The sequence below is a fragment of the Flavobacterium salmonis genome (assembly GCF_903819435.1).
Taxonomy (GTDB): Bacteria; Bacteroidota; Bacteroidia; order Flavobacteriales; family Flavobacteriaceae; genus Flavobacterium; species Flavobacterium chungangense.
Window position 1 is genome coordinate 210,083 of sequence record NZ_CAIJDP010000089.1, and the last position, 24,868, is coordinate 234,950.

Sequence of the window (24,868 nt, forward strand, 5' to 3'; positions counted from 1 at the left end):
ACGGTTTTACATAAAAGAAATGTCAGGGAGTTTTTAATTTTGAAAAAATAAAAAATTATAATGATTATGAAAAAAATATTATTCTTAGGAGTTTTGTTTTTAACTATTTCTTGTAAAAAAAGCAAACAAGAAAATTTACAAAACGAAATTGAAAACAAAATAAAGGCACAACTAAATGACCCCAACAGTTATAATTTTAATTATTTCTATTTAGATTCTTTAGAATACATGACAAATAGAGAAGAAACCAAAACAATTTTAAAAGACATTCAAACTCTTAACAGCCAAAAAGATTCAAAATCCCAAAAAATGGTTTCTCTTTTAAAATCAAAAAGCAAATTTCTACAATCTTTAAATAAAAATAAATACAATGGAATATTTTCATTTAGAGCAAATAATAAATTTGGAGCTAAAATTTTAGCCGAATATTCTTTTGAGGCTGATAGTACTTACAAAATATTATACATATTAGATAACAATAAAGATACAATATACAAAGATTAAGAAATTATAAACAATGAATTAGCTAAAATACGGGAATGAGATTTTTTACACTTCCTAAAACCAAACAAAAAAGCCTAATAAAACATTACATTCAATTAGGCTTTTCCATTATAAACAAGAATAAAAAACTATTTATCCTTCAATATTTTCTCCAAAAACTCAACTTTATCTTTTTCAGCCTGAACTAAACGTTCGTACAATTTTTTATTTTCTTCATAAGCTTCAACTAACTTATCGAGTGGATTAAAATTACATGTATTATTTGTTCCGAAATTAGTGCCATGACTTCCACTATTATCATAGAAATTATTAAAAAAATTAATTGCAGCTTCGTCTGAAAAATTTTTCAAAGCTTCAACACTTACTCCCAAAGCTTTTGCAACAGCTTTAAGTTTTTCATCATCTATAGTTTCACTATTTTCCAAAGCAGATATAGCTTGTTGGTTTGTTCCTAAAGCTTGCGCCAAAGCTTCTTGCTTCATGTCTCTAAGTTCACGAATTCGGCTTATTTTTCGTCCTATGTGATTTGGTTTTGTTAGTGTGCTCATAATTCAAAGATAAGTGTAAGAGTAATAAAAAGCAATCTGTAAAAACAATTTTTATAAATACAATATAAGCAAAATAATTAGATTCGTTTATTCTCTATTTTACTTATTGCTTCTCTGACAAAAGTACGATTTTTGAGATATAAAATAATCAGCATGAAAAATATTGATTTGTATTTTTATATTTGAGTCTTCTTAAACCGCAAAACTATGTCTTACAAACTTTTTCTAGACGATTTACGAGATGTCAAAATGGTTTACAAAGATCTGACAGATGACGATTTTGTAATCGTTAGAAATTTTCATGATTTTAAAAAAGTAATTCTCGAAAAAGGGCTTCCCGAATTTATAAGTTTTGATAATGATTTAGGACTTGATGAAAACGATCTCATTGCCGAAGATGGTTATGCTTGTGCGAAATGGCTGGTTTACGATTCCGGGATAAACTTAAGAGATTTAACCTTTTACGTACATTCTGCAAATCCTGTGGCAAGTCAGCAAATACAAAGTCTACTCGATAATTATATTAAACATTTGAAGAATCATAAATCTTAGTAAAAAAACAGCATGAAAAATCTTTTTTTAATTCTCTTATTAACATCATCAAACTTATTCTTCGGACAAAAAGTAATTTCTGGCGAATACGAAATGGGTTTAAAACTTTCGTATGACGCCTCTAAAAACCTGCTGACAGGTTATTTTGAAAGTTATACAGGCTGGGATGAACAAACACAGAATTCTCAATTCTCTTGTATTTTTTATATTGAAGGAAAAGTAACAGGAAATAAATTCAACGTTAAAACCTATTATCCCGAAGACAAAAAAGAAGATTTGATTTTAGGAACAGTTGAAATTGTAAACAACAAAACCATCAAAATAAAACTGCCGGAAGAACATGGCGGTTGTTGGAACGTAATGCATTTTGTAGAGAATCCGAAGTTTGATTTAGAAAAGAAATCCAATTGGATACAGATTCGATATGTAGATAAAGTAAAAGCTTATTTTTATAAGAATAAATCAGACCAAAATCCGTCAAAAATATATCTTGTAAAAGGCGATGCGGTCTGCATTGATAAAATGGAAAACGGAAAAGCTTTTTGTACATATTTTGGAAAAAAGACTTCAAAAGGATGGATTAATGTAGCGGAGCTGAATAAGATTTAAGGTTCTAAGATGCTAAGATACTTAGGTTCTAAGGTTATTTTTTTAGGCATTTCATTTTTGGAATTTAAATTTCAAAAATGATAAGAAATAATTTATATTTGAAACATCGCTCATCCAAAACCAAAACCTCAAATGACGCCAAAACGACTGCTTTCTCTTGCTTTTATTTTGATTTTTATTGCTTGTAAAAATGATAATAAAGAAAATAAGCCCGCTGTAGAATCTCAAAAAACAATTACAGATACGGTTACAACCGAGAGTACGAAAAACGATTCTTCAAAAGTTGTTATTTCAACCGAAAATTTAGAAGCAGACAAAAAACTACTGGCTGATTTTTATTTAAAAAATGATAAAAAACCACAATTCTTTACGATTAACAACACAAAAGACACAACAATTATCTGTGTTCAAAAAACTAAAATTACGATTCGTGCCAACAGTTTTATAATCTCAAATTCTAAAAATGCCGTTACGGGAAAAATCAAAATTTCGGTTAAAGAATATTATAGTATTTCGGATATTTTACTAGGAAGACTTTCGACGGCCTCTAACGGAAAATTGCTAGAAACGGCTGGTATGCTGGAAATTAATGCTTTTTCTAACAATGAAAAATGTGAGTTAAAATCTGGCAAAGCGATCGAAATTGGGTTTCCAAGAAAAAAAGAAAAAGAAGGCATGCAGCTTTTTTCTGGAAGCTGGAAAAACAATCAGATTAATTGGGAAGTTGCTCAAAATTCAATTAATTTAAATCAGATTTATACCAAGGTTGACGAACCTCCTTTTTTTCCTGGCGGAATTAACAAATTTTATAAGCTCTTGGGCAATTATATTAGACAGCCTGAAGAAAGCGTTTCTGGAAAGGTTTATACTTCATTTATCGTTGATAAAGAAGGAAATATAACCAATGTAAAAATTACTAAAGGTCTTACAATAGATATTAATACTGCTGCTGTAGACGCATTTAAAAAAATTCCAAAATTTATTCCCGGCAAAGTAAATGGTATTCCTGTCAATACAACTTATCATTTGCCTATTACTTTTACAGGTGTAGATGAAGAAGATGTTCCATCACGAAAATTAACTTCTTTTACTAATGAGTTTAGAACAACTAATTATACTGAAAAAACAATACTAGAAGAAAAAACATTGAAAATCGATTATTATTTGTTTAGCAGTGTTAAAATGGGAATGATCAATTGCGACCGATTCTTAAATCTAAGCGAAAATTCAGCAACAAACTTTGCTATTAAATTTGATAACAATAGCGATACAACCGTTAGCATTGTCTTTCATGATATTAAATCAATAATTACTAAGAACACAACAGATAATGTGGTTACTTTCAAAAACATTCCACTCGAAAAAAAAATTACCATAATTGCGATTAAATATTTTGACGGAAAACCTTTTATTGCAACCAAAGAAACAACAACATCTTCGATGGGCGAAAAGAATCTTGCTTTTCAACAAATAAGTCTTCAAGTTATAAAGAGTGAAATAGAAAAACTAAATAGTATTAATTAATGATGAAAAGTGTTTTTAACTATTTTGCCGTTTTATTTTCGATTTGTTGTTTTTCGCAAACCAATGAAAATATCCCAACTAATAAAGAAATTGTTCATTTTCTGGAAAACTTAGAGGTTCCTGGAAAAGAAATCAAAAAAATTGATCGTAAAATTATTTTATGGACCGATTATGATATTTATGGAGAACAGAATTTTGCAGTAGAAATAGGTTCATTTATAAGCGGGATTTTAAGATATAAAGCGCTTCGAAATTACTTTAAATCTGAAGATTTAAAGTTTATTGAAAAACAATATTTAAACCAAAAAGATTCGGTCTGGCAGAAAAACGATTTTAAAAAATTCAACATAACAGATTCGGCGGAACAAAAGAAAATCGTCGAACACAGTAAAAAAGGCAAAAAAAATGGGATCAAACTATTCGTATTCTTTTTCGATGCCGCTTTTTTCACTTGACAAAAAATATACTCTTGTTACACAGCAGTTTTTCTGTGGTTTAATGTGTTCAGATCAATGCATTTACGTTTACGAACGCGACAGTCAATCAAATAATTGGAAAGCAATTTTTAGCTGGAATTGCTGGGCTACGTAGGGTAATAAATTTCAATATTAAATAAAAAATTCCAAATTCCAACTTAGAAATCGAGTTGGAATTTTAAATACTTGGATTTCCAACAACTTTATTGATACTTCACTTTTTCCTCTTCAAACAACAATTTGATGTTTTCGTAGGAGTTGGCAAGTGCTTCTTTGATTTGCTCTGGATTTAGCCAGGCTACTTTTTCGATACCTTCTTCAAGCTGTCCTTGTGGAGTCCCCTCAAAATCAGTGTGCATTTCGAACCAATGCGTTATTTTTAGTTTGTATTTTCCGTTACGTTTAAAGACATGATAAGTTTTTTGGAGTTTATTTGTAATTCTGAGTTTACCAACACCTGTCTCTTCTTCAACTTCGCGCATGGCAGTATCTTCAATTTCCTCTCCTTTTTCAGTTCCGCCCTTTGGCAAATCCCATTTCCCGTTTCTAAAAATAAATAAAACTTCTCCTTTTTTATTATAGACTAATCCACCACCAGCTTTATTAACCGGTATTTTAGCTTTCAAAGTTTTCATTATTTCCTTTTCATCAGGATGATACAAATAAGCTTTCTGAATTTTATTTTGAAATATTTTCACAATAAGCTGCTCGATATCAATACTTTCTAACAAGAATAATTGAAAATTAGTCTCTCTTGAGATTTCATTTGTCAAAAAAAGTGGTTTGTCGTTCACAAAAACTTTATACATTTGTACTATGATTTTTAATAAAGATACCGCCGAAAAAACAGCAGAATTGCTTTTGCAAATAAATGCAATTAAATTGAATCCAGAAAATCCTTTTACATGGGCTTCAGGATGGAAATCACCTATTTATTGCGATAATAGGTTAATTCTTTCATTTCCTATCATCCGAAATTATGTTCGCGATGAATTTGCAAAGAATATAGAGAAACAATTTGGTAAGCCAGATGTTATTGCCGGAGTTGCAACCGGAGCTATTGGAATTGGAATTCTTGTTGCCGAAAGCCTTGGATTACCGTTTGTATATGTACGCCCGGAACCCAAAAAACACGGAAGACAAAATCAGGTTGAAGGATTTTTACAAAAAGGTCAGAATGTTGTTGTTGTTGAAGATTTAATCAGCACAGGAAACAGCAGTCTTATGGCTGTAGAGGCTTTACGCAATGAAGGTGCTAATATTAAAGGCATGGCAGCAATTTTTACCTACGGCTTTGGTGTTGCCCAGGAAAACTTCAAGAATGCAAACATTGACTTATATACGCTAAGTAATTATGAAAATTTATTAAACTTAGCCGTAGAAAAACAATATATTACCGAAGACCAACAATCTGCTTTGCTGGAGTGGAATGAAATTCCGTCAACCTGGGGGCAACAATAAATTTAGATTATTGATTTAGATTTATAATTAGAATTTTATTTAAATAAAAATATATGAACTTAGAAAGTCCAAAAGTTAATGTACAGAAATCAGCTCAGGAATTATTTGATTTGCTGTCTGATGTAAAGAATTTTGAAAAATTAATGCCGGATAATATTGCTAAATTTGAAGTAATTGGCGAAGACGCTTTTATTTTTGGACTAAAAGGAATGCCGGAGATAAAACTTAAAATGAAAGAAAAAGTGGCACCAAACAAAATTGTTTTAGGGGCTGCAAGCGATAAACTTCCTTTTACTTTAGTTTCAAATATTGATAGTATTTCTGATTCAGAAAGTGCTGTTCAGTTATTTTTTGAAGGAGAATTTAATGCTATGATGGCAATGATGATTAAAGGACCTATAAGTAAGTTTATTGAAACTTTAGCAAATAATATGACTAAATTATGAATTATTAGGCTATTCTGTAATATTATAAAATTAAAAAGCCTGATTGTAAATCAGGCTTTTGCTATAAAAAAACTACCTAAAAAAGGGTATGCTTTATATGATTACTTTCTCTAATAAAGCATCTGTATTTCCTTAATATCAAATTCTGAAACCGAATCATCTTCAAGTAAAACCTGTAACTTACCAACAGATGAAACTCCCTGAATAATTCCCATGAAGTTTTGATTTTGAAGGTTTTTAAAAGGCATCGGAACACCTTTTCTGAATAACGTATTGTAATATTTTTTCCAAAAATCAGTGGATTTTGTTTGCCAGGATTCTATCTTTTGCTGGATTTTTTCAACAATTAGTTCCGGCAAAACATCTTTATCGTATGATTTTCCAGAAATAACTGCCATGGATGAAGCGTTTGGTAAAAATTCAAAATTTACCTGATTAACATTTAAACCTAATCCAACTACTGACACGATTCTGCCATCACTTTTGATTGTATTTTCGATAAGTATGCCACCTATTTTCTTGTTGTATGACATAATGTCGTTAGGCCATTTTATACTTAAATCAGGAATATCAAGTTCTTTTAACGTTTTAATTACAGCTAATGAAACTATAATACTTATATTAAAAACCTGTTCGTTGTCATACAAAAAATCCTTTACCAAAACACTCATAATTAAGTTTTTACCTGATTCCGACTCCCATTTAGAGCCCATCTGCCCCTTTCCTTTTGTCTGATTTTCAGCTGTTACCACTGTAAAATTATCCAGTTCGTCGTGGCTTGATAATGCCTTAAGAAAGTCATTCGTAGAATCTATGGCATCGAGTTTGATTAGTTTCATCTAAATAATTTAATAACTTAATTTAATATTTTGTTAAGGTTCAAAAATAATCACAAATTTTGGTAACTTTACAAATTCATATAAATAATTCATGGCGAAAAAGACTATTAATAATGATGTTCTGTTGGCGAACATAATCAAAGGGATTGAAGAAGTAAAAGGAAATGATATCGATATTCTTGACTTAAGGGAAATAGATACGGCAGTTTGTGACTATTTTGTAATTTGCAACGGAAGTTCAAACACTCAGGTTAATGCCATAGTAAACTCAATACAAAAAACAGTATCTAAAGATTTAAAAGATAAACCCTGGCATGTAGAAGGAACCGATAATGCCGAATGGGTTCTTATGGATTATGTACATATCGTAGTACATGTTTTCCAGAAGCATATTCGCGAATATTACAACATCGAAAGCCTTTGGGGTGACGCCAAAATAACTACAATCGAAAATAAATACTAAAAGAAACTTTCTCTAATGGCTAAAGATAATAATCCAAATCCGAGTAAATTTAAAATAAGTCCCTGGTTAATATACACCGCAATACTTCTGGTTTTTTTATTTATAAGTTTTGCAACAGGAGGTTCTAATATAAGCGAACCAGCTCAATTAAAATCGTCTGATATTGATAATATGCTGTCTAAAGGGCAAATTAAAAATGTTATCATTTTCAATAATAAAGATGCTGAAATTTATCTTTCTGATGCGGCATTAAAAGATCCTGCAAATAAAAAAGTAGCCAAAGATATGTTTAACAGACCTAATAAAGGTCCTCACTACACTACGAAATTTGGTGATCTGAAATCTTTTCAGGAGAAACTTGATAAAGCTAAATCAGAAAAAAAATTAGTTGACTATGATTTTAAAGAGGCAAGCAACTGGAGTGACATCTTAGTTAGCTTACTTCCTATCATTATCATCATTGGTGTTTGGATTTTTATTATGCGTAAAATGTCAGGCGGAGCTAGTGGTGGTGGTGGACAAATTTTCAACATAGGAAAATCGAAAGCTAAACTGTTTGACGAAAAAACAGACATCAAAACAACATTTAAAGATGTTGCCGGTTTAGAAGGGGCAAAAGAAGAAATTCAGGAAATTGTAGAATTTCTTAAAAACCCTGAAAAATACACTAATCTTGGAGGCAAGATTCCAAAAGGAGCTTTACTTGTAGGACCTCCGGGAACTGGTAAAACATTGCTTGCAAAAGCTGTTGCTGGTGAAGCTCAGGTACCATTTTTCTCATTATCAGGTTCTGATTTTGTGGAAATGTTCGTTGGAGTTGGTGCTTCACGTGTTCGTGACTTATTCAAACAAGCAAAGGAAAAATCTCCTGCTATCATTTTTATTGACGAAATTGATGCTGTTGGTAGAGCAAGAGGAAAAAGTAATATGTCTGGAGGAAATGACGAAAGAGAAAATACATTGAACCAATTACTAACAGAAATGGATGGTTTTGGAACAAACTCTAACGTAATCGTTTTGGCAGCAACCAATAGAGCAGACGTATTAGACAAAGCATTAATGCGTGCAGGTCGCTTTGACAGACAAATTTTTGTTGACTTACCAGACATCCGCGAAAGAGCTGAAATTTTTCAGGTACACTTAAAACCTATAAAAAAAGTTGAAGGTCTTGATCTAGATTTCTTAGCCAAACAAACTCCAGGATTCTCAGGTGCTGACATTGCAAATGTTTGTAACGAAGCAGCCTTAATTGCTGCCCGTAATAACAAAGCAGCAGTAGACAGACAAGATTTCTTAGATGCTGTCGACAGAATCATAGGCGGTCTTGAAAAGAAAAATAAAATTATTACTCCTGAAGAAAAAAGAGCAATTGCAATTCATGAAGCAGGTCACGCTACTGTTAGCTGGATGTTAGAACACGCTGCTCCATTAATCAAAGTAACTATCGTTCCTCGTGGACAAAGTTTAGGAGCTGCATGGTACTTACCTGAAGAAAGACAAATCGTTAGAACTGACCAAATGTTAGACGAAATGTGTGCTACCATGGGAGGAAGAGCGGCTGAAAAAGTAACTTTTGACAGAATTTCTACCGGAGCATTAAGCGATTTAGAAAAAGTTACACGTCAGGCGCGTGCTATGGTAACAATTTATGGTTTGAATGACAAAATTGGTAACGTTACTTATTACGATTCAACCGGACAGAGTGAATACAACTTCTCTAAACCATATTCTGATGAAACTGCAAAAATTATTGATGCTGAAATTTCAGAATTAATTGAAGGGCAATACCAAAGAGCTATTCAAATTTTAGAGGATAACAAAGATAAGCTAAACCAACTTGCAGATATATTGATTGAAAAAGAAGTGATTTTTAAGGATGACTTAGAAACTATTTTTGGAAAACGTACTTTTGATAAAAATTTAGGCGAAGTAGTTTCATAAATTTCAACGAAATATTTAATATTTTTCAAAATCTTAATTCAAAAACCTCTTTTGAATTAAGATTTTTTTATCTTTGAACGTTTTCAATTAACATGTAAAGTATTTCATATAAAATGAGTTTTTTCAAAAAAATATTTGGCTCTTCCAATGCTGCATCTGATGAAGAAAATGAGAGTGAGTATGGAAACAACCCAACTCCAAACAGTCATTTATCAATAGATGAACAATTCATTTTTAATTTTAAAAAAAATGGCGGGAAATTTTTATATTGTGAAAACAAACAAGAAATTGAAGAGCAACTTGAAAATATATTAGAAGAAAATGACTGGTTTGAAAGTGAAGCTTTATGTTATGAACCAAGTCTCTTTCATTTGTTGGAAGAAAATAAACTACTTTATATTTCACCTAAAAATCCAAAATTCTTACTGGCTTCCTGTGAAAACCTTATTGCTGATGAAGGCTCAATTTTATTTTCATCAAAACAAATTAGACAAAACAAACCAAATGAGCTTCCGGCAAATATTGTTATTATAGCAACTACCAGCCAAATCCTGCCCGTGAAAAGCGATGGCTTAAGTGCTATTAAAAGAAAATACGAAAGAGATTATCCTACTAATATTACCACAATAAAATATTTCGAAAAAGCAAAAGAGGAAGATTTTACACAATACGGGAGTGTTGCCAAAAATTTATACTTATTGCTCTTAGAAGATCTTTAAGATGAATGAAACACTCAAGAGAACCATTTCTGGTGCTGTTTATATCGCTTTATTACTAACTTCTATTCTGTTTTCTACCGAAAGCTTTATTATTCTTTTTGGCATTTTTTTAATTATTGCTATTTACGAATTTTGCAATTTAGTTAACCTTGGTAAAGTGTTTTCAATTATTTTTGGAATTTTATTATACACAGTTATTATATTGGTTAGTCATTATAACAAAGAGACTACTGCATTTTTTAATGACACATTAAATTTAAATACCAATATTCAGCAATTAGATTTAATACTTCTTGCTGTAACTATTGTTATATCAATTAAATGCATTTTATTTTTATTTTATGATAGTGTACAAAAAATAAGTATTTCTTCAAAATATTTATACTTGTTGGGATATATTACGCTTCCTTTTGTATTCATCGTTAAAATTTCTTTTGGTGCTAATGATTATAACCCCAAAATTATTATAGGTTTATTTATTCTAATCTGGACCAATGATACATTTGCCTATTTAGTTGGAAAATCTATTGGGAAACACAAACTTTTTGAACGTATTTCTCCTAAAAAGACCATAGAAGGATTTCTTGGAGGAACTCTTTTTGCATCTTTTGCAGGTTTTTTAATTTCAAAATTTTATATTCAGCCCAATCCAGAATTCAGTAATAAATCTATTTTAATCTGGATGATTATTGCCTTAATTGTGAGTATCTTTGGTACAACAGGAGATTTGATTGAATCAAAATTTAAAAGAATTGCAGGCGTAAAAGACAGTGGAGCAATAATGCCTGGTCATGGAGGTGTTTTAGATCGATTAGATAGTGTTATATTTGTAGCACCAGTTATATTTTTATTTTATCAAATTTTATATTATGTTTCATAAAGAAGGAGGCCCATCCATTTTATTAGGTACTGTTTTCGCAGTTGCCGTACTTTTAATTGCTGACAAATTCATTGATATTACATGGCTAAGAATGCTTGTACAAATTGCTGGTGTGATAGTTTTGATTATTATCTTACAATTTTTTAGAAACCCAAAAAGAATTGCAATCAAAAACAGCAATCACATTCTTGCTCCTGTAGATGGAAAAGTTGTGGTTATTGAAGAAGTTTATGAAGGTGAGTTTTTTAAAGATAAGCGTTTACAGGTTTCTATATTTATGTCTCCTATAAATGTGCATGTAACACGTTATGCAATGGACGGTATCATAAAATTCAGTAAGTATCATCCTGGAAAGTTTTTAGTTGCCTGGCATCCAAAAGCAAGCGAAGAGAACGAAAGAACCACTGTTGTAATTGAAAACGACACATTTGGACAAATACTTTACCGACAAATTGCCGGTGCATTGGCACGCAGAATTGTAAATTATGCTAAGGAAGGAACTCAGGTTATACAGGGAACTGATGCAGGCTTTATTAAATTTGGTTCAAGAGTAGATTTATTTTTACCTTTAGGCACACCAATTAACGTAGTATTGAACCAGAAAGCTATTGGAGGTAAAACTATTATAGCTACAAAAGCTTAAATGACTAAAAAAGATTTAGATACCCGTTTTTCTGAGGCTGTAGAAATCGCTATGAAAATGACTCAAGCCTCCCTGCCTCAAGATGTGCAGTTAAGACTATATGCCTTTTATAAACAGGCTACATTTGGAACTGCTATTTACAATCAAACTGAAAATTTTGATTTGCGAGATGCATTCAAAACAAATGCATGGATGCAAATTAGTCATATTTCAATTGAAGAAGCAAAAGAGAATTATATTGACATAATCAATTCGCTAACATCAAAATAATTAAATTATGAAGAAAAACATAATCTGTTTTACTTTCACAGCTTCATTACTGATGTTATTTTCCTGTAATGACAATAAGCTAACCGAAGTTGTTGAAGTTCCTTTACCAACAAAGGAAGAAAAAATTACAATTGGAACCCCTGCAGATGTAAAAGCTGATGAAGGTTCTTTTGCTTTGACAAAATTACCTTTTGGCTATGATGCCTTGGCCCCTGCTATACGATCATTAACTTTAGAAACTCATTATTCCAAACATTATTTAACGTATACCAATAATTTAAATAAAGAAATTGCCTCTACCGAATTTGAAAATGCTTCCATTGAAGATATTCTGAAAAAAATGGATATGAACAATGCAAAACTTCGTCAAAATGCAGGCGGTTATTACAATCATACTCTTTATTTTGATATTTTAACACCGAAAGAGCAAACTCCCAAAGATACTTTGGCAGGTTCAATTAATAAAGAATTTGGATCTTTTAACAACCTTACAACTCAATTTAAACATGAGGCTACTAAACAATTCGGTTCAGGATGGGTTTGGCTGGTTGTTGATAAGGCCGGAAAATTACAAATTACAACTACTGAAAACCAGGATAACCCTTTAATGAGGAATGCGTTGATACCAGGAACCCCAATTTTAGGGATAGACTTATGGGAACATGCGTATTATCTGGATTATCAGAACAGAAAAGGAAGTTATATCGATGCTTTTTACAAATTAATCAATTGGGAAAAAGTAAACGAAAATTACAAAACCGCTCTGAGCAAGGTTAAAAAATATTAAAAAAATTCAATTTTAAAATAAAAAAAAAGTTTGATGATTATCTCATCAAACTTTTTTGTTTTATACAAGTAATATTAATTTTTAAATACCAGCAATTGCTTTTATTTCATCTATAATTCGAAGTGCTAAAACATCTGCTTTTTCCTGAGAAGGGGCTTCTGTATATATACGAATAATAGGTTCTGTATTTGATTTTCTTAAATGAACCCATTCTGTTGCGAAATCAATTTTCACACCGTCAATCGTTGAAATATCCTCGTTTTTATATTTATCAGTCATAGCTACTAAAATTGCATCGACATCAATTTGTGGTGTCAGTTCAATTTTATTTTTGCTCATATAATATTCCGGATATGAAGCACGCAATGCAGAAACTGACATATTTTTATTTGCCAAATGTGTTAAAAATAAAGCTACTCCAACCAAACTGTCTCTTCCATAATGTGATTCCGGATAAATAATTCCACCATTTCCTTCTCCGCCAATAATAGCATTATTTTTCTTCATCAATTCTACAACATTCACCTCACCTACTGCACTAGCTTCATAATTTCCATTATGCCCAACGGTTACATCTCTTAACGCACGAGAGGATGACATATTTGAAACCGTATTTCCAGGAGTTTTACTTAAAACATAATCTGCACAAGCTACTAAAGTATATTCTTCTCCAAACATTTCCCCGTCTTCACTAATAAAAGCTAATCGATCAACGTCGGGGTCTACTACAATTCCTAAATGAGCATTTTCTTTTACAACTAATTCAGAGATATCGGTCAAATGTTCTTTTAATGGTTCCGGATTATGAGGGAAATGTCCGTTTGGTTCGCAATATAATTTTACGACTTCAACCCCCATTAATTCTAATAGTTTTGGAATAATGATTCCTCCGGAGGAATTTACCCCATCAACAACAACTTTAAATTTAGCAGCTTTAACAACTTCAACATCCACCAATGGCAAATTCAGTACTTCATCAATATGAATATCCATGTAAGCATCATTTATTGTAATTTCACCTAAACTATCCACATCAGAAAAATCGAAAGCTTCAGCATCTGCAATTTCAAGGATTTTTGCACCTTCAGCACCACTTAAAAACTCTCCTTTTTCATTTAATAATTTCAATGCGTTCCATTGTTTTGGGTTATGAGAAGCTGTTAGGATAATTCCACCATCAGCCTTTTCTAATGGCACAGCAATTTCTACAGTTGGCGTTGTAGAAAGTCCAAGATCAATTACATCAATTCCTAATCCTATCAATGTATTTACCACCAGATTATGAATCATTGGACCGGAAATTCTGGCATCACGACCAATTACCACCGTTAATTTTTCTTTTGGACTATTATTTTTCAGAAAGGTTCCATAAGCCGATGCAAATTTCACAGCATCCACAGGAGTAAGGTTATCTCCTACCTTTCCACCGATTGTTCCTCTTATTCCTGAAATCGATTTTATTAAAGTCATTTTTTTGAGTTATAGTTATTTATTACAAATATAAAAAAGTTGCTGAGTTACTGATATGTTCAAACACTAAGATTTTAAAATAATCGTTAAATAGTATAGATAAACAGCTAGCTTTTTTAACAAAAATGTTTTAAAAAGTTTTTAATACATTTACAATAGCAATTTTTAGCATGTTACAGCACCAGAATCTTAATACCTTCAAACGATGAACTTCCTTGCACATATATATCTTTCAGGTGAAAATGATCTAATCAAAATTGGTAATTTTATGGCTGATGGTATACGCGGAAAACAATTTGAGCATTTTCCCGATGATGTACAAAAAGGAATTATTTTACATCGTTTTATAGACACACACACTGATTCTCACCATGTTTTCAGGCAAAGTACTAAACGATTACACGAAAAATACCATCATTATGCTGGTGTAATTGTGGATATTGTTTACGATCATTTTTTAGCTAAAAACTGGTCAAAATATTCCGATGAAAAACTAGAAGATTTTATCAATCGTTTTTATAATTCATTACATGATAATTATTCTATTCTTACTGAAAAGACAAAGGGTTTAATGCCCTATATGATTGAAAGAAATTGGCTTTTAAGTTACAGAACAGTCGAAGGAATTCACCAGATTTTAACTCAAATGGACCGGCGATCAAAAAATTTATCAAAAATGCAGTTTGCAAGCGAAGAACTAAACGAATTTTACACTGAATTTGAAAAAGAATTCACTACTTTCTTTGAGGACATTCAAAATCAGGCCAAACAAAAATTACTTTCGTTATAAAAATCAAAAATTTTTACTTTATGAAAAAAATTACATTTTTATGCTATTTCATTTTCTCTATTAGTTTTGCACAAGAAAACGTTAATCAAACTGGATTAGTCGCTTCAAAAGCTATGGTGGTTTCGGCAAGAGAAGAAGCCTCAAAAATAGGCGTTGAAATTATGAAAAAAGGCGGAAATGCTTTTGATGCAATGGTTGGAACTGAATTAGCTCTAGCAGTGTCTTTTCCGTTTGCAGGCAATATTGGTGGTGGAGGTTTCATGGTATACCGAAAAGCGAATGGCGAAGTTGGATCGTTAGATTATCGCGAAAAAACCCCTTTGGCAGCTTCAAAAGATATGTTTTTAGATAAAGATGGAAATGTCATAAAAGGAAAAAGTACCGAAACTGCTTTGTCAATTGGTATTCCCGGAACAGTAGCCGGAGTTTTTGCTGTTCATAAAAAATACGGTTCAATGCGAATGTCTGAAATTTTAAAACCTGTTATTGCTTTAGCCGAAAGAGGAGTTGTAGTAACTCAAAAACAAGAAAAAAACCTGAACGATTATCGCGATGCCATTGTAAAAGTAAATGGCGAAACCACACTTTTAGCTGCTAATTTTAAAGAAAAAGACACTATTAAATATCCTGCTCTCGCCAATACTTTAAAACGAATTGCAAAGAACGGAAGAAATGAATTTTACAAAGGAGAAACAGCAAAAATTTTAGTTGATTATCTTCAGAAAAATGGCGGAATCATTACGCTTGAAGATTTAGAAAAATATGAAGCTAAATGGAGAAAACCACTTCAATTTACTTATAAAGATTTAAAAATCACATCCATGTCTCCGCCAAGCAGCGGCGGAATCTGTCTGGCACAAATCATGAAGATGATTACTCCTTATGATTTAGCAAAAATGGGACATAATTCGGCAGAAGCTATTCAGGTAATTGTTGAGGCTGAAAGAAGAGCTTACGCAGACAGAAGCCAGTTTTTAGGTGATCCGGATTTTGTAAAAATTCCTGTAAAAGCATTACTTTCTGAAGATTATTTAAAAGATAGAATGTCAACTTTTAATGTCGACAAAGCCAGTTTATCCTCAGAAATAAAAGAAGGAAATGTAACGTATAATGAAAGTACCGAAACTACACATTATTCTATTGTAGATAAATTTGGAAATGCAATTGCGGCGACCACAACCATAAATGATGGTTATGGATCCAAATATTATTGTGATGAGTTAGGTTTCTTTTTAAACAATGAAATGGATGATTTTAGTGCCAAACCGGGATCTCCAAATATGTTTGGATTAATTGGAAACGAAGCTAATAGTATTGCACCACAAAAACGTATGTTAAGTTCGATGACACCAACAATTGTAGAAAAAGACGGAAAACTTTTTATGGTAGTAGGAACTCCCGGCGGTTCAACAATAATAACATCTGTTTTGCAAACTATTCTAAATGTCTACGAATATAAATTTAGTATGCAGGATGCTGTAAATGCACCTCGTTTTCACCATCAATGGTTACCCGATCTCGTTACTTTTGAGCCCAATACTTTTGATAATAGCACCATTGACACACTTAAGGCAAAAGGATATTTAATCAGCGAAAAAACAACTCCTGTAATTGGTAAAGTTGACGCTATTTTGGTCCTGCCAAACAAAAGTTTGGAAGCAGGAGCAGATTTTCGTGGAGACGATACAGCGGTTGGTTTTTAAATTGAATAGATTTTTAGTAAAAATTATACAAATTTGAATGTTAAAGGCTAAATTTGCAATATCCCCCTAATTTTTTCAAACCCAAATGCTAAAAAAATATTTCAGAAGACTAGAAAGCATTATTGCTTTGGCGCAATCTTTAATGACACCAAAGCAGTTTATTTTTTTATCAAGCGTTTTAATAGGCATATCTTGTTCATTGGCAGTAATCGTTTTAAAAACTTTTGCCCATAGTGTTTTTTCTTTTGCCAATTATATCACCGGAATTTTAAAATGGAGTTTTATAACCAGTATTTTGCCAATTATTGGTATTGTACTAACCGTGTTCGTTGTAAATAGAATATTAAACGGAAGCATTGAAAAAGGAACTTCTCAAATATTATATGCTGTTGCTAAAAAAGCGAGTATCATTCCTAAGAAACAAATGTATGCTCAAATCGTTACGAGCTCATTAACTGTTGGTTTAGGAGGTTCTGCCGGTCTTGAAAGTCCAATTGTAATTACAGGAGCAGCGTTTGGATCGAATTTCGCACAAAACTATAAATTACCTTATAAAGACAGAACTTTACTTATTGGCTGTGGCGTAGCAGCAGGAATTTCAGCAGCTTTTAACGCTCCTATTGCCGGTGTTCTTTTTGCTATTGAAGTTTTACTGGTTGATGTAAGTATTTCTGCCTTCACTCCTATTATGATTTCTGCGGCTACAGGTGCTTTGGTTTCTGCAATTGTATTAGATGAAACCATCTTATTATCTTTTAAAAAACAAGAAGTTTTTAATTATCATAATATTCCTTTTTATGTGCTTTTAGGCGTATTGACTGGGTTTATGGCGGTTTATTACGCAAGAAATTTTCAAAGAGTCGAACATTATTTTTCAAAATTAAAAATGAATCCTTATAAAAAGGCTTTATTTGGCTCATCGCTTTTGGCATTACTGATTTTTGTTTTCCCTACCCTTTTTGGAGAAGGTTACGAAAGTATCAGGACTTTATCAGAAACTGATCCGGGTAAACTATTAGACAATACTTTGTTTGGAGATTTTAGAAACAACCAATGGATTTTGCTTCTTTTTGTAGGATGCACGATGATGATCAAAGTATTTGCTTCGGGTCTTACAATTGGAAGTGGCGGGAATGGAGGAAATTTTGCACCGTCTTTGTTTTTAGGTTCATATTTAGGTTATTTCTTTTCAAAATTTATTACTCTTATTGGTTTATCAAAACTGCCTATTACTAATTTTACCATGGTTGGAATGGCAGGTATTTTGAGTGGACTGTTTCATGCTCCTCTGACAGCAATTTTTTTAATTGCAGAAATAACAGGTGGTTACAGTTTAATGATTCCACTAATGATTGTCTCATCTATAAGTTTCGCGATTTCGAAACGTTTTGAAAGATATTCCCTTGATGTAAAAAATCTTGCCAAAAAAGGTCACGCTTTTACAAGTAATAAAGACTCTAATATCCTTTCAACTTTAGATATTGAAACGATAATTCAGTGCGATTATTTAACCGTTCACCCTGATGATAACTTAAGTAAGCTGGTTGATCTTATCTCACATTCCAATCAGGTTGTTTTTGCTGTTGTAAATAATGAAAAAGATCTCCTTGGTATTGTACATTTTAATGATATCCGAGAGATTATATTTAACTCTTACAGGGTAAAATACACTCAAATAAAAGATGTAATGAAAACACCTTTTGCTATCATTTATTCGTTTGACAGTATGGAAATTGTAATGAGCAAATTTGAAAAATCCAAATCCGCATTTCTTCCCGTAATACGAAATAATAAATACTACGGCTTTATTTCTAAATCTATAGCACTTGAGGCATATAGAACAAAACTTCGGTCTATGACAATTGAGTAAGTAGTATCGGATATGCTTATATTTTTTTTTATCCGATATTAAGAAGTACATTTGTTGTGTAATGTGGAATATAGACTTAACATATAGAACTGAATTTCAATCAACATTTGATCGATTGTATCAAAAAAGGCTGGATTTGCAAAATAGCAGGCCACTGCCAAATATTGCCTTAAATAAGATTCGTGAAAGCTTATCCTTAGAATGGACTTACAATTCGAATAGCATAGAAGGAAATACAATGAGTTTAAGGCAAACCCAAATGGTAATTCAGGAAGGAATCACTATAAAAGGTAAATCGCTTCGGGAACATTTTGAAACTCATAATCATGATAAAGCAATTGACTATTTATATTCGATTGTAGATGACAGTTACAAACTTCGAAGCATCGATATTCTTTCCATTCACGGATTAGTTTTGCGCTCTATTGAAGATGATTTCGCAGGACGATTACGTAATGGAGGTGTTCGAATTTCAGGTGCTAATTTTATGCCTCCAAATGCTAATAAAGTTTCAGATTATCTGGATGAATTAATTGATTTTATCAATACAAATCCATTAAACTTAAACGATATTGAACTGGCTACAATTTACCATCATAAATTAGTTTGGATTCATCCTTTCTTTGATGGAAATGGCCGAACTGTTCGTTTGAGTATGAATTTGTTATTAATGCGTTGTGGTTTCCCTCCAGCCATTATTCTTAAAAATGACAGAAAAAAATATTATGAAGCTCTCAATCAAGCTAATAATGGTAATTATCAAAAATTAACGCTTTTGATGTGTCAGGCTTTAGAACGAACTTTGAATATTTATTTGAGTGCAATGCCCGGCAGTGATTATGATTATCAAAAAATCTCTGATATTGTAAGTGAACCAGAAACTCCTTACGGCCAGGAATATGTTAGTTTATTAGCCCGAACCGGAAAAATAGATGCTTATAAAGAAGGTAGAAATTGGTATACAACCAAAGAAGCTATTGAAGAATATATGTCTGCCAGAAAAAGAAAACGCTAGCTAAAACTGGCGTTTTTTTGTTACAATTTTTAACATAAACTTCTATACTCTAGCTACAAAAGAACAAATCAAAGTGGTAACTTTGCGTTTTGCTCAAATTTATGCTAGATAAAGACAATACTATTGAAGTTCTTGGTGCAAGAGTTCATAATCTAAAAAATATAGACATTTCAATTCCCAGAGAAAAACTTGTAGTAATTACAGGGCTTTCTGGTTCGGGAAAATCATCTTTGGCATTTGATACTATTTATGCCGAAGGACAACGTCGTTATGTAGAAACTTTTTCGGCGTATGCCAGACAATTCCTTGGTGGTTTAGAGCGCCCTGATGTAGATAAAATTGATGGGCTTTCACCAGTTATTGCTATAGAACAAAAAACAACCAGTAAAAGTCCGCGTTCGACTGTTGGAACTATTACTGAAATATATGATTTTCTTAGACTTTTATATGCGCGAGGTGCTGATGCTTACAGTTACAACACAGGCGAAAAAATGGTTTCTTATTCTGATGAACAAATTAAGGATTTGATTATGCAGGATTTTAGCGGAAAACGTATTAATATTCTCGCCCCAATCATTCGTGCCAGAAAAGGACATTATGCCGAGTTATTCCAGCAAATCACTAAACAAGGCTTTCTAAAAGTTCGTGTAAATGGTGAAATTCAGGATTTGGTATCCGGAATGAAACTAGATCGTTATAAAACCCACGATATTGAAATTGTAGTTGACAGAATGTTGATTGAAAATACTGAGGATAATCAAAAGCGTTTATCTGAAAGTATCAATACAGCCATGCATCACGGTGAAAATGTATTGATGATTTTGGATCAGGACTCTAATGAAGTACGTTATTTCAGCAGGAATTTGATGTGTCCTTCAACAGGAATATCTTATCAAAATCCTGAACCGAATTTATTTTCATTTAACTCGCCTAAAGGTGCTTGCCCGCATTGTAACGGATTAGGAACAGTTCATGAAATCAATATTAAAAAGATTATCCCTAATCCGAAATTATCAATTAAAAGTGGCGGTTTTGCTCCACTTGGTGAATATAAATCGTCCTGGATTTTTAAACAATTAGAAGTTATTGGTGAGAAGTTCAGTTTTAAAATAACTGATCCAATCGAAAAAATTCCGGAAGAAGCCATGACTATGATTTTGCATGGCGGAAAAGATAAATTCATTGTAAACTCAAAAGATTTGGGTGTTACTCGCGATTATAAAATTGATTTTGAAGGAATTTCTCATTTCATCAAAAATCAATATGACGAAAGTGCCTCTACAACGATAAAACGCTGGGCAAAAGATTTCATGGACGAAGTAAACTGCCCTGTTTGTGATGGTTCACGATTAAAAAAAGAGGCTCAGTTTTTTAGAGTAAATGGAAAAAATATCACTGAATTGTGTGATATGGACATATCTGATTTAACGGCCTGGTTTCAGGATTTAAATATTCATTTATCAGACAAACAGCTTTTGATTGCATCTGAAGTGGTAAAAGAAATCAAAGACCGTTTGAATTTTTTGATGAATGTAGGTTTGAATTATCTGGCTTTAAGCCGAAGCTCAAAATCACTTTCTGGCGGAGAAGCACAACGCATTCGTCTGGCAACACAAATTGGTTCGCAATTGGTTGGTGTTTTGTATATTTTGGATGAGCCAAGTATTGGTTTACACCAAAGAGATAATGAAAAGTTGATTAAATCACTGGAGCAATTACGTGATATCGGTAATTCGGTAATTGTGGTAGAACACGATAAAGACATGATCGAAACCGCCGATTATGTAATTGATATTGGTCCGAAAGCAGGAAAATACGGAGGAGAAATTATCAGTATTGGTACACCTGCTGAAACTTTGAAATCGAATACTATTACTGCTCAATATTTGAACGGTACGATGAAACTTGAGATTCCTAAAGAACGAAGAAAAGGAAATGGAAAGTTTTTAAAACTAACCGGAGCAACCGGAAATAATCTTAAAAATGTTTCTATAGAAATACCTTTAGGTCAATTAATTTGTGTAACCGGAGTTTCGGGAAGTGGTAAATCGACTTTAATTAACGAAACCCTCTACCCGATTCTAAATGCTTATTACTTTAACGGTGTAAAAAAACCACAACCTTATAAAAAAATAGAAGGATTAGAATATATCGACAAAGTAATTGATATTGACCAAAGTCCAATTGGAAGAACACCGCGTTCAAATCCGGCGACTTATACTGAAGTTTTTACCGAAATCAGAAATCTGTTTACAATGACTTCAGAAAGTATGATTCGTGGTTATAAAGCCGGACGTTTTAGTTTCAATGTAAAAGGTGGGCGCTGTGAAACCTGTGAAGGCTCAGGCGTACGAACCATCGAAATGAACTTTCTACCGGATGTATATGTAGAATGCGAAACTTGTCAGGGAAAACGTTTTAACAGAGAAACTTTAGAGATTCGGTACAAAGGAAAATCAATTTCGGATGTATTAAATATGACGGTTGACGAAGCAGTTCCGTTTTTTGAAAACATTCCGAAGATTTATCGCAAGGTGAAAACGATTCAGGATGTTGGCTTAGGTTATATTACACTTGGTCAGCAAAGTACAACACTTTCTGGTGGTGAAGCACAACGTATTAAACTAGCCGGAGAATTGTCTAAAAAAGATACTGGAAACACGTTTTATATCTTAGACGAACCTACAACTGGATTGCACTTTGAAGATATTCGTGTTTTAATGGATGTGATTAATAAACTCGTTGACAAAGGAAATACAATTCTGGTAATCGAACATAACATGGATGTCATCAAACTAGCTGATTATATTATCGATATTGGTCCTGAAGGCGGAAAAGGCGGCGGACAATTGGTTGCAAAAGGAACTCCTGAAGAAGTCGCTCAGAACAAAAAAAGCTATACGGCTAAGTTTTTGAAAAAAGAGTTGGTTTAAAATCTATTCAAATAAAAAAAACAGTAGCAAATATGATTTCGCTACTGTTTTTTTTATACTAATTATTATTTTAGAATTAAAATTTAAATGTAATACCTGCTAATATGTTTACAGGTTTTTGAGGCATTCCAGTTGCATTCCAATATCTTTCATTTAGGAGATTATTTCCTTTCAAAGAGATTTTGTATTTAGGCTGATCATAAAACAATGCAGCGTTTAACAACGTATAAGAAGGAAGAACAAATGTATTTGATGTTTCAAACCAAGAATCGCTTACGTAATTTCCTCCGACACCTAAACCAAGTCCTTTGCTCTTTCCTTCGGTAATTGTATAACTCGCCCAGATATTTGCTGCATTTTTTGGACTAGCTGTAAGAGACTTTCCTTCTAATGCTATAGAAGCGTTTGTATATTTGTTTTCATTAACTATATTTAAACTGGGAATAGGATTAGCAATAATTTCTACGTCTCACCTTTACTGTTTTGAGTTCCATCCTAAACGTAATAATTTGATAAATCTCTGTAAAAGGAATTTGTTACAACAATCATAATTCATGCTGCATCAAAAATTTCAATTTTTAATATTGATTTTAATTTTTCTGCTATATGCAAACATTCAGTTTTGTTACCATTCTGATAAACTGTAAAATATTGATGTTGATTAAAAAATAAACGGACATTTATAAGTTCAGAATATGTTCTGTTTTGTGGATAATCATCGTCTAATATTCTAGTCTTAATAACTGTGATAAATTTTACTTCTGGATAATTTATCCATTTTCCAATGTGAACTCCAAATATTTTTAAGAATTTTCTATAAGAATTGTTTTCAACTTTAAATTCTAAACCTCTTGATGAGAAAACAAACAATCCAATAAAAATAAAAATAGAACCATAAAATATATAATTTCCAACGATTAAGCCAAACCCAATAGTTAATAATGCGAATGTAAAAATTCTTTGCGTTAAAGTCTTTTCATTTAAATATATTAGTTCGCTCATATTTTATTTGTTGTTAAATTTGGTTGAGCTAAAAATAGAATTATGGTTAAGAATTTTTACAATTTTCTTCATAAACAGATTTTATCAATATTTCCTGTAACCTCCCTATTTCATGAAATTAGGAAAATTTCACCTCCGAACTTTCAATTAAGGACAGGTAAATTATTGTAATACAAATATTTAACTTATTCTTTTTATCAATTCTTTTGATATTTTATAAGTGACAAATTCTGTTAACTTTATTTTCGGATTTTAAAGCTTTATTATAAGCTGTTTGAAATCATAATCAATTTTGTATATTTTAGAATAAAAATAATGAGTGTCCAAATTAAAATTGGCTTTTCACAAACTTTTAGATTAAGTTCATTCTATATTACAAACCTAAATTAGGCAACACAAAAGACTTAGTATTAGGATGTAACCTTATCCATAACCCCGGATTTGTATTTAATTGCAATAAAGCTTCCTCTTTATCTGAACTCAGGTCTGTATTAAGCACGTTTGCATAAGTTTGAATTTTAGCAGGAGCAGAATCGGCATCTACTACAGACTGAACAATCTTTTTGGCTTGTAATATCACTGCTGGACCTAATGTGAGAATATATTCAGCAGATCGACATTCTTTTTCATCGCTTTCATTTACAAGGCTTCCACCAGCTTTAAACTTGCTAATGTGATGCTCCAAAATACTTCCGGATATTGGAATTATACCTACGAAATGATGAGGCTGCGCTCCAGAGAAAGGTTTTATATAGGCAAGGTGTGATGCCTGATTCTCTTCCGGACCATGACCAATAAAAAAAATATCCAAACCACCTAAATCTTCCAATTTAGTCAAATATGCTATAAGCGCTAACTCTAAATCTTCTGTATCTGTTCGCATTGGTGTAAAGCTTTTTATTTTTTTGAAAAAGGCATCACCTAAAATACGCTCAAAATCCCTAACAAAGCTAAAACCATTATTCATGCTCAAAGGAGCAAGTGCATCCTGAGTAAAAACATTTAGTCTGGCAAGCAGCTGATCCTGTTCTGTTGATTTTGCTAACGCACCAAGCAAACGGTGTAACTCCTGCGCACCTCTCCCACCCAGTAGTGCAATATTAATATCCCCTTCTTTTGATGCTGCAGTGCTGTAAAGTTCATTTAACATTGCCTGGCCAACCTCAGCTTCACTGCTAAGAACTGTGGGTACTATCCCGTAATCAATAAAATTAAATTCCTGATTGTTATTTTTAGACAACCACACATTATTGTTGTCTTCATATCTTGTTAATTGTGAATTATCAATATTCATTATATTACCTATTTATTCTAATTCATTAATTTATGGACTCTTAAATCAATCCTCGTTAGGAACTAAATCTTAGCCCAATTTAAGCGATTTGAGACTAAATTAAACCCTTTTTTCGGATTTGCCAAATCA

26 protein-coding genes are annotated in these 24,868 nt (G+C 32.1%); 19 read left to right on the plus strand and 7 right to left on the minus strand.

What is annotated here, in order from left to right:
• Positions 1–66 precede the first annotated feature (66 nt).
• Complete coding sequence (locus FLACHUCJ7_RS23065; RefSeq protein WP_180910684.1) at positions 67–504, plus strand: hypothetical protein; 438 nt, start codon at positions 67–69, stop codon at positions 502–504.
• A 128-nt stretch (positions 505–632) separates the two neighbouring features.
• Here FLACHUCJ7_RS23065 and FLACHUCJ7_RS23070 read toward each other — a convergent pair whose 3' ends face one another.
• Entirely contained in the window at positions 633–1,052 is a 420-nt protein-coding gene (locus tag FLACHUCJ7_RS23070) for a helix-turn-helix domain-containing protein (protein WP_180910685.1), read from the minus strand.
• 207 nt (positions 1,053–1,259) lie between these two features.
• Here FLACHUCJ7_RS23070 and FLACHUCJ7_RS23075 point away from each other — a divergent pair, with 207 nt between their 5' ends.
• The 4 genes from FLACHUCJ7_RS23075 to FLACHUCJ7_RS23090 all read left to right on the plus strand — a co-directional run bounded on the left by FLACHUCJ7_RS23075 (position 1,260) and on the right by FLACHUCJ7_RS23090 (position 4,192).
• Positions 1,260–1,604, plus strand: coding sequence for a cyclic-phosphate processing receiver domain-containing protein (locus tag FLACHUCJ7_RS23075; RefSeq protein ID WP_180910686.1), 345 nt, complete (start codon positions 1,260–1,262; stop codon positions 1,602–1,604).
• 12 nt (positions 1,605–1,616) lie between these two features.
• The gene (locus FLACHUCJ7_RS23080; protein WP_180910687.1) at positions 1,617–2,213 is read left to right on the plus strand and encodes a hypothetical protein; all 597 of its coding nucleotides are present in this window, start codon (positions 1,617–1,619) and stop codon (positions 2,211–2,213) included.
• Positions 2,214–2,345: 132 nt separating this feature from the next.
• The gene (locus FLACHUCJ7_RS23085; RefSeq protein WP_180910688.1) at positions 2,346–3,737 is read left to right on the plus strand and encodes an energy transducer TonB; all 1,392 of its coding nucleotides are present in this window, start codon (positions 2,346–2,348) and stop codon (positions 3,735–3,737) included.
• Positions 3,737–4,192 (plus strand): hypothetical protein, encoded by a 456-nt coding sequence (locus FLACHUCJ7_RS23090; RefSeq protein WP_180910689.1) that lies wholly within the window; start codon positions 3,737–3,739, stop codon positions 4,190–4,192. The genes FLACHUCJ7_RS23085 and FLACHUCJ7_RS23090 overlap by 1 nt, the downstream gene beginning before the upstream one ends.
• A 224-nt stretch (positions 4,193–4,416) precedes the next feature.
• On the opposite strand, the gene FLACHUCJ7_RS23095 is transcribed toward FLACHUCJ7_RS23090, so the two are convergent.
• A complete protein-coding gene (locus FLACHUCJ7_RS23095; RefSeq protein WP_180910690.1) occupies positions 4,417–5,022 on the minus strand; it encodes an NUDIX hydrolase in 606 nt (201 codons plus the stop codon).
• Between the two features lie 7 nt (positions 5,023–5,029).
• On the opposite strand from FLACHUCJ7_RS23095, the gene pyrE reads away from it, so the two are divergent.
• Positions 5,030–5,674 (plus strand): orotate phosphoribosyltransferase, encoded by a 645-nt coding sequence (gene pyrE, locus FLACHUCJ7_RS23100; RefSeq protein WP_078229411.1) that lies wholly within the window; start codon positions 5,030–5,032, stop codon positions 5,672–5,674.
• A gap of 53 nt (positions 5,675–5,727) precedes the next feature.
• The gene (locus tag FLACHUCJ7_RS23105) at positions 5,728–6,120 is read left to right on the plus strand and encodes a hypothetical protein (protein ID WP_031457271.1); all 393 of its coding nucleotides are present in this window, start codon (positions 5,728–5,730) and stop codon (positions 6,118–6,120) included.
• Positions 6,121–6,230: 110 nt separating this feature from the next.
• On the opposite strand, the gene FLACHUCJ7_RS23110 is transcribed toward FLACHUCJ7_RS23105, so the two are convergent.
• Entirely contained in the window at positions 6,231–6,959 is a 729-nt protein-coding gene (locus tag FLACHUCJ7_RS23110; protein ID WP_078229412.1) for a biotin--[acetyl-CoA-carboxylase] ligase, read from the minus strand.
• A gap of 91 nt (positions 6,960–7,050) precedes the next feature.
• On the opposite strand from FLACHUCJ7_RS23110, the gene rsfS reads away from it, so the two are divergent.
• The 7 genes from rsfS (at position 7,051) to FLACHUCJ7_RS23145 (ending at position 12,662) form a co-directional block, all read left to right on the plus strand.
• Positions 7,051–7,422 carry a ribosome silencing factor gene (gene rsfS, locus FLACHUCJ7_RS23115; protein ID WP_007809313.1) on the plus strand — a complete coding sequence of 124 codons (372 nt, stop codon included), beginning with the start codon at positions 7,051–7,053 and terminating at the stop codon, positions 7,420–7,422.
• A gap of 15 nt (positions 7,423–7,437) precedes the next feature.
• Entirely contained in the window at positions 7,438–9,363 is a 1,926-nt protein-coding gene (gene ftsH / locus FLACHUCJ7_RS23120; protein WP_078229413.1) for an ATP-dependent zinc metalloprotease FtsH, read from the plus strand.
• 113 nt (positions 9,364–9,476) lie between these two features.
• A complete protein-coding gene (locus FLACHUCJ7_RS23125; protein ID WP_180910691.1) occupies positions 9,477–10,082 on the plus strand; it encodes a lactate utilization protein B/C in 606 nt (201 codons plus the stop codon).
• 1 nt (position 10,083) lies between these two features.
• A complete protein-coding gene (locus FLACHUCJ7_RS23130) occupies positions 10,084–10,962 on the plus strand; it encodes a phosphatidate cytidylyltransferase (protein ID WP_180910692.1) in 879 nt (292 codons plus the stop codon).
• A complete protein-coding gene (locus tag FLACHUCJ7_RS23135) occupies positions 10,952–11,605 on the plus strand; it encodes a phosphatidylserine decarboxylase family protein (RefSeq protein ID WP_180910693.1) in 654 nt (217 codons plus the stop codon). The genes FLACHUCJ7_RS23130 and FLACHUCJ7_RS23135 overlap by 11 nt, the downstream gene beginning before the upstream one ends.
• Positions 11,606–11,875, plus strand: a complete 270-nt coding sequence (locus FLACHUCJ7_RS23140) for an acyl-CoA-binding protein (RefSeq protein ID WP_031457264.1) — start codon at positions 11,606–11,608, stop codon at positions 11,873–11,875.
• Positions 11,876–11,882: 7 nt separating this feature from the next.
• Positions 11,883–12,662, plus strand: coding sequence for a superoxide dismutase (locus FLACHUCJ7_RS23145; RefSeq protein ID WP_180910694.1), 780 nt, complete (start codon positions 11,883–11,885; stop codon positions 12,660–12,662).
• A gap of 81 nt (positions 12,663–12,743) precedes the next feature.
• Here FLACHUCJ7_RS23145 and glmM read toward each other — a convergent pair whose 3' ends face one another.
• Positions 12,744–14,132, minus strand: coding sequence for a phosphoglucosamine mutase (gene glmM, locus FLACHUCJ7_RS23150; RefSeq protein ID WP_078229418.1), 1,389 nt, complete (start codon positions 14,130–14,132; stop codon positions 12,744–12,746).
• Positions 14,133–14,337: 205 nt separating this feature from the next.
• Between glmM and FLACHUCJ7_RS23155 the strand changes: the two genes are divergently transcribed.
• The 5 genes from FLACHUCJ7_RS23155 (at position 14,338) to uvrA (ending at position 22,443) form a co-directional block, all read left to right on the plus strand.
• Positions 14,338–14,922 (plus strand): acyl carrier protein phosphodiesterase, encoded by a 585-nt coding sequence (locus FLACHUCJ7_RS23155; RefSeq protein WP_180910695.1) that lies wholly within the window; start codon positions 14,338–14,340, stop codon positions 14,920–14,922.
• Between the two features lie 20 nt (positions 14,923–14,942).
• Entirely contained in the window at positions 14,943–16,625 is a 1,683-nt protein-coding gene (ggt, locus tag FLACHUCJ7_RS23160; protein WP_180910696.1) for a gamma-glutamyltransferase, read from the plus strand.
• Between the two features lie 85 nt (positions 16,626–16,710).
• Complete coding sequence (locus tag FLACHUCJ7_RS23165) at positions 16,711–18,495, plus strand: chloride channel protein (protein WP_078229421.1); 1,785 nt, start codon at positions 16,711–16,713, stop codon at positions 18,493–18,495.
• A gap of 61 nt (positions 18,496–18,556) precedes the next feature.
• Positions 18,557–19,510 carry a Fic family protein gene (locus FLACHUCJ7_RS23170; RefSeq protein WP_180910697.1) on the plus strand — a complete coding sequence of 318 codons (954 nt, stop codon included), beginning with the start codon at positions 18,557–18,559 and terminating at the stop codon, positions 19,508–19,510.
• Between the two features lie 101 nt (positions 19,511–19,611).
• Positions 19,612–22,443 (plus strand): excinuclease ABC subunit UvrA, encoded by a 2,832-nt coding sequence (gene uvrA / locus FLACHUCJ7_RS23175; protein ID WP_180910698.1) that lies wholly within the window; start codon positions 19,612–19,614, stop codon positions 22,441–22,443.
• A 76-nt stretch (positions 22,444–22,519) separates the two neighbouring features.
• On the opposite strand, the gene FLACHUCJ7_RS25650 is transcribed toward uvrA, so the two are convergent.
• From FLACHUCJ7_RS25650 to FLACHUCJ7_RS23190, 3 genes are all read right to left on the minus strand, one after another.
• Positions 22,520–22,903, minus strand: coding sequence for a TonB-dependent receptor domain-containing protein (locus FLACHUCJ7_RS25650; protein ID WP_180910760.1), 384 nt, complete (start codon positions 22,901–22,903; stop codon positions 22,520–22,522).
• Between the two features lie 92 nt (positions 22,904–22,995).
• Positions 22,996–23,445 carry a hypothetical protein gene (locus FLACHUCJ7_RS23185; RefSeq protein WP_078229425.1) on the minus strand — a complete coding sequence of 150 codons (450 nt, stop codon included), beginning with the start codon at positions 23,443–23,445 and terminating at the stop codon, positions 22,996–22,998.
• 373 nt (positions 23,446–23,818) lie between these two features.
• Entirely contained in the window at positions 23,819–24,739 is a 921-nt protein-coding gene (locus tag FLACHUCJ7_RS23190; protein WP_180910699.1) for a hypothetical protein, read from the minus strand.
• Positions 24,740–24,868: the final 129 nt, after the last annotated feature.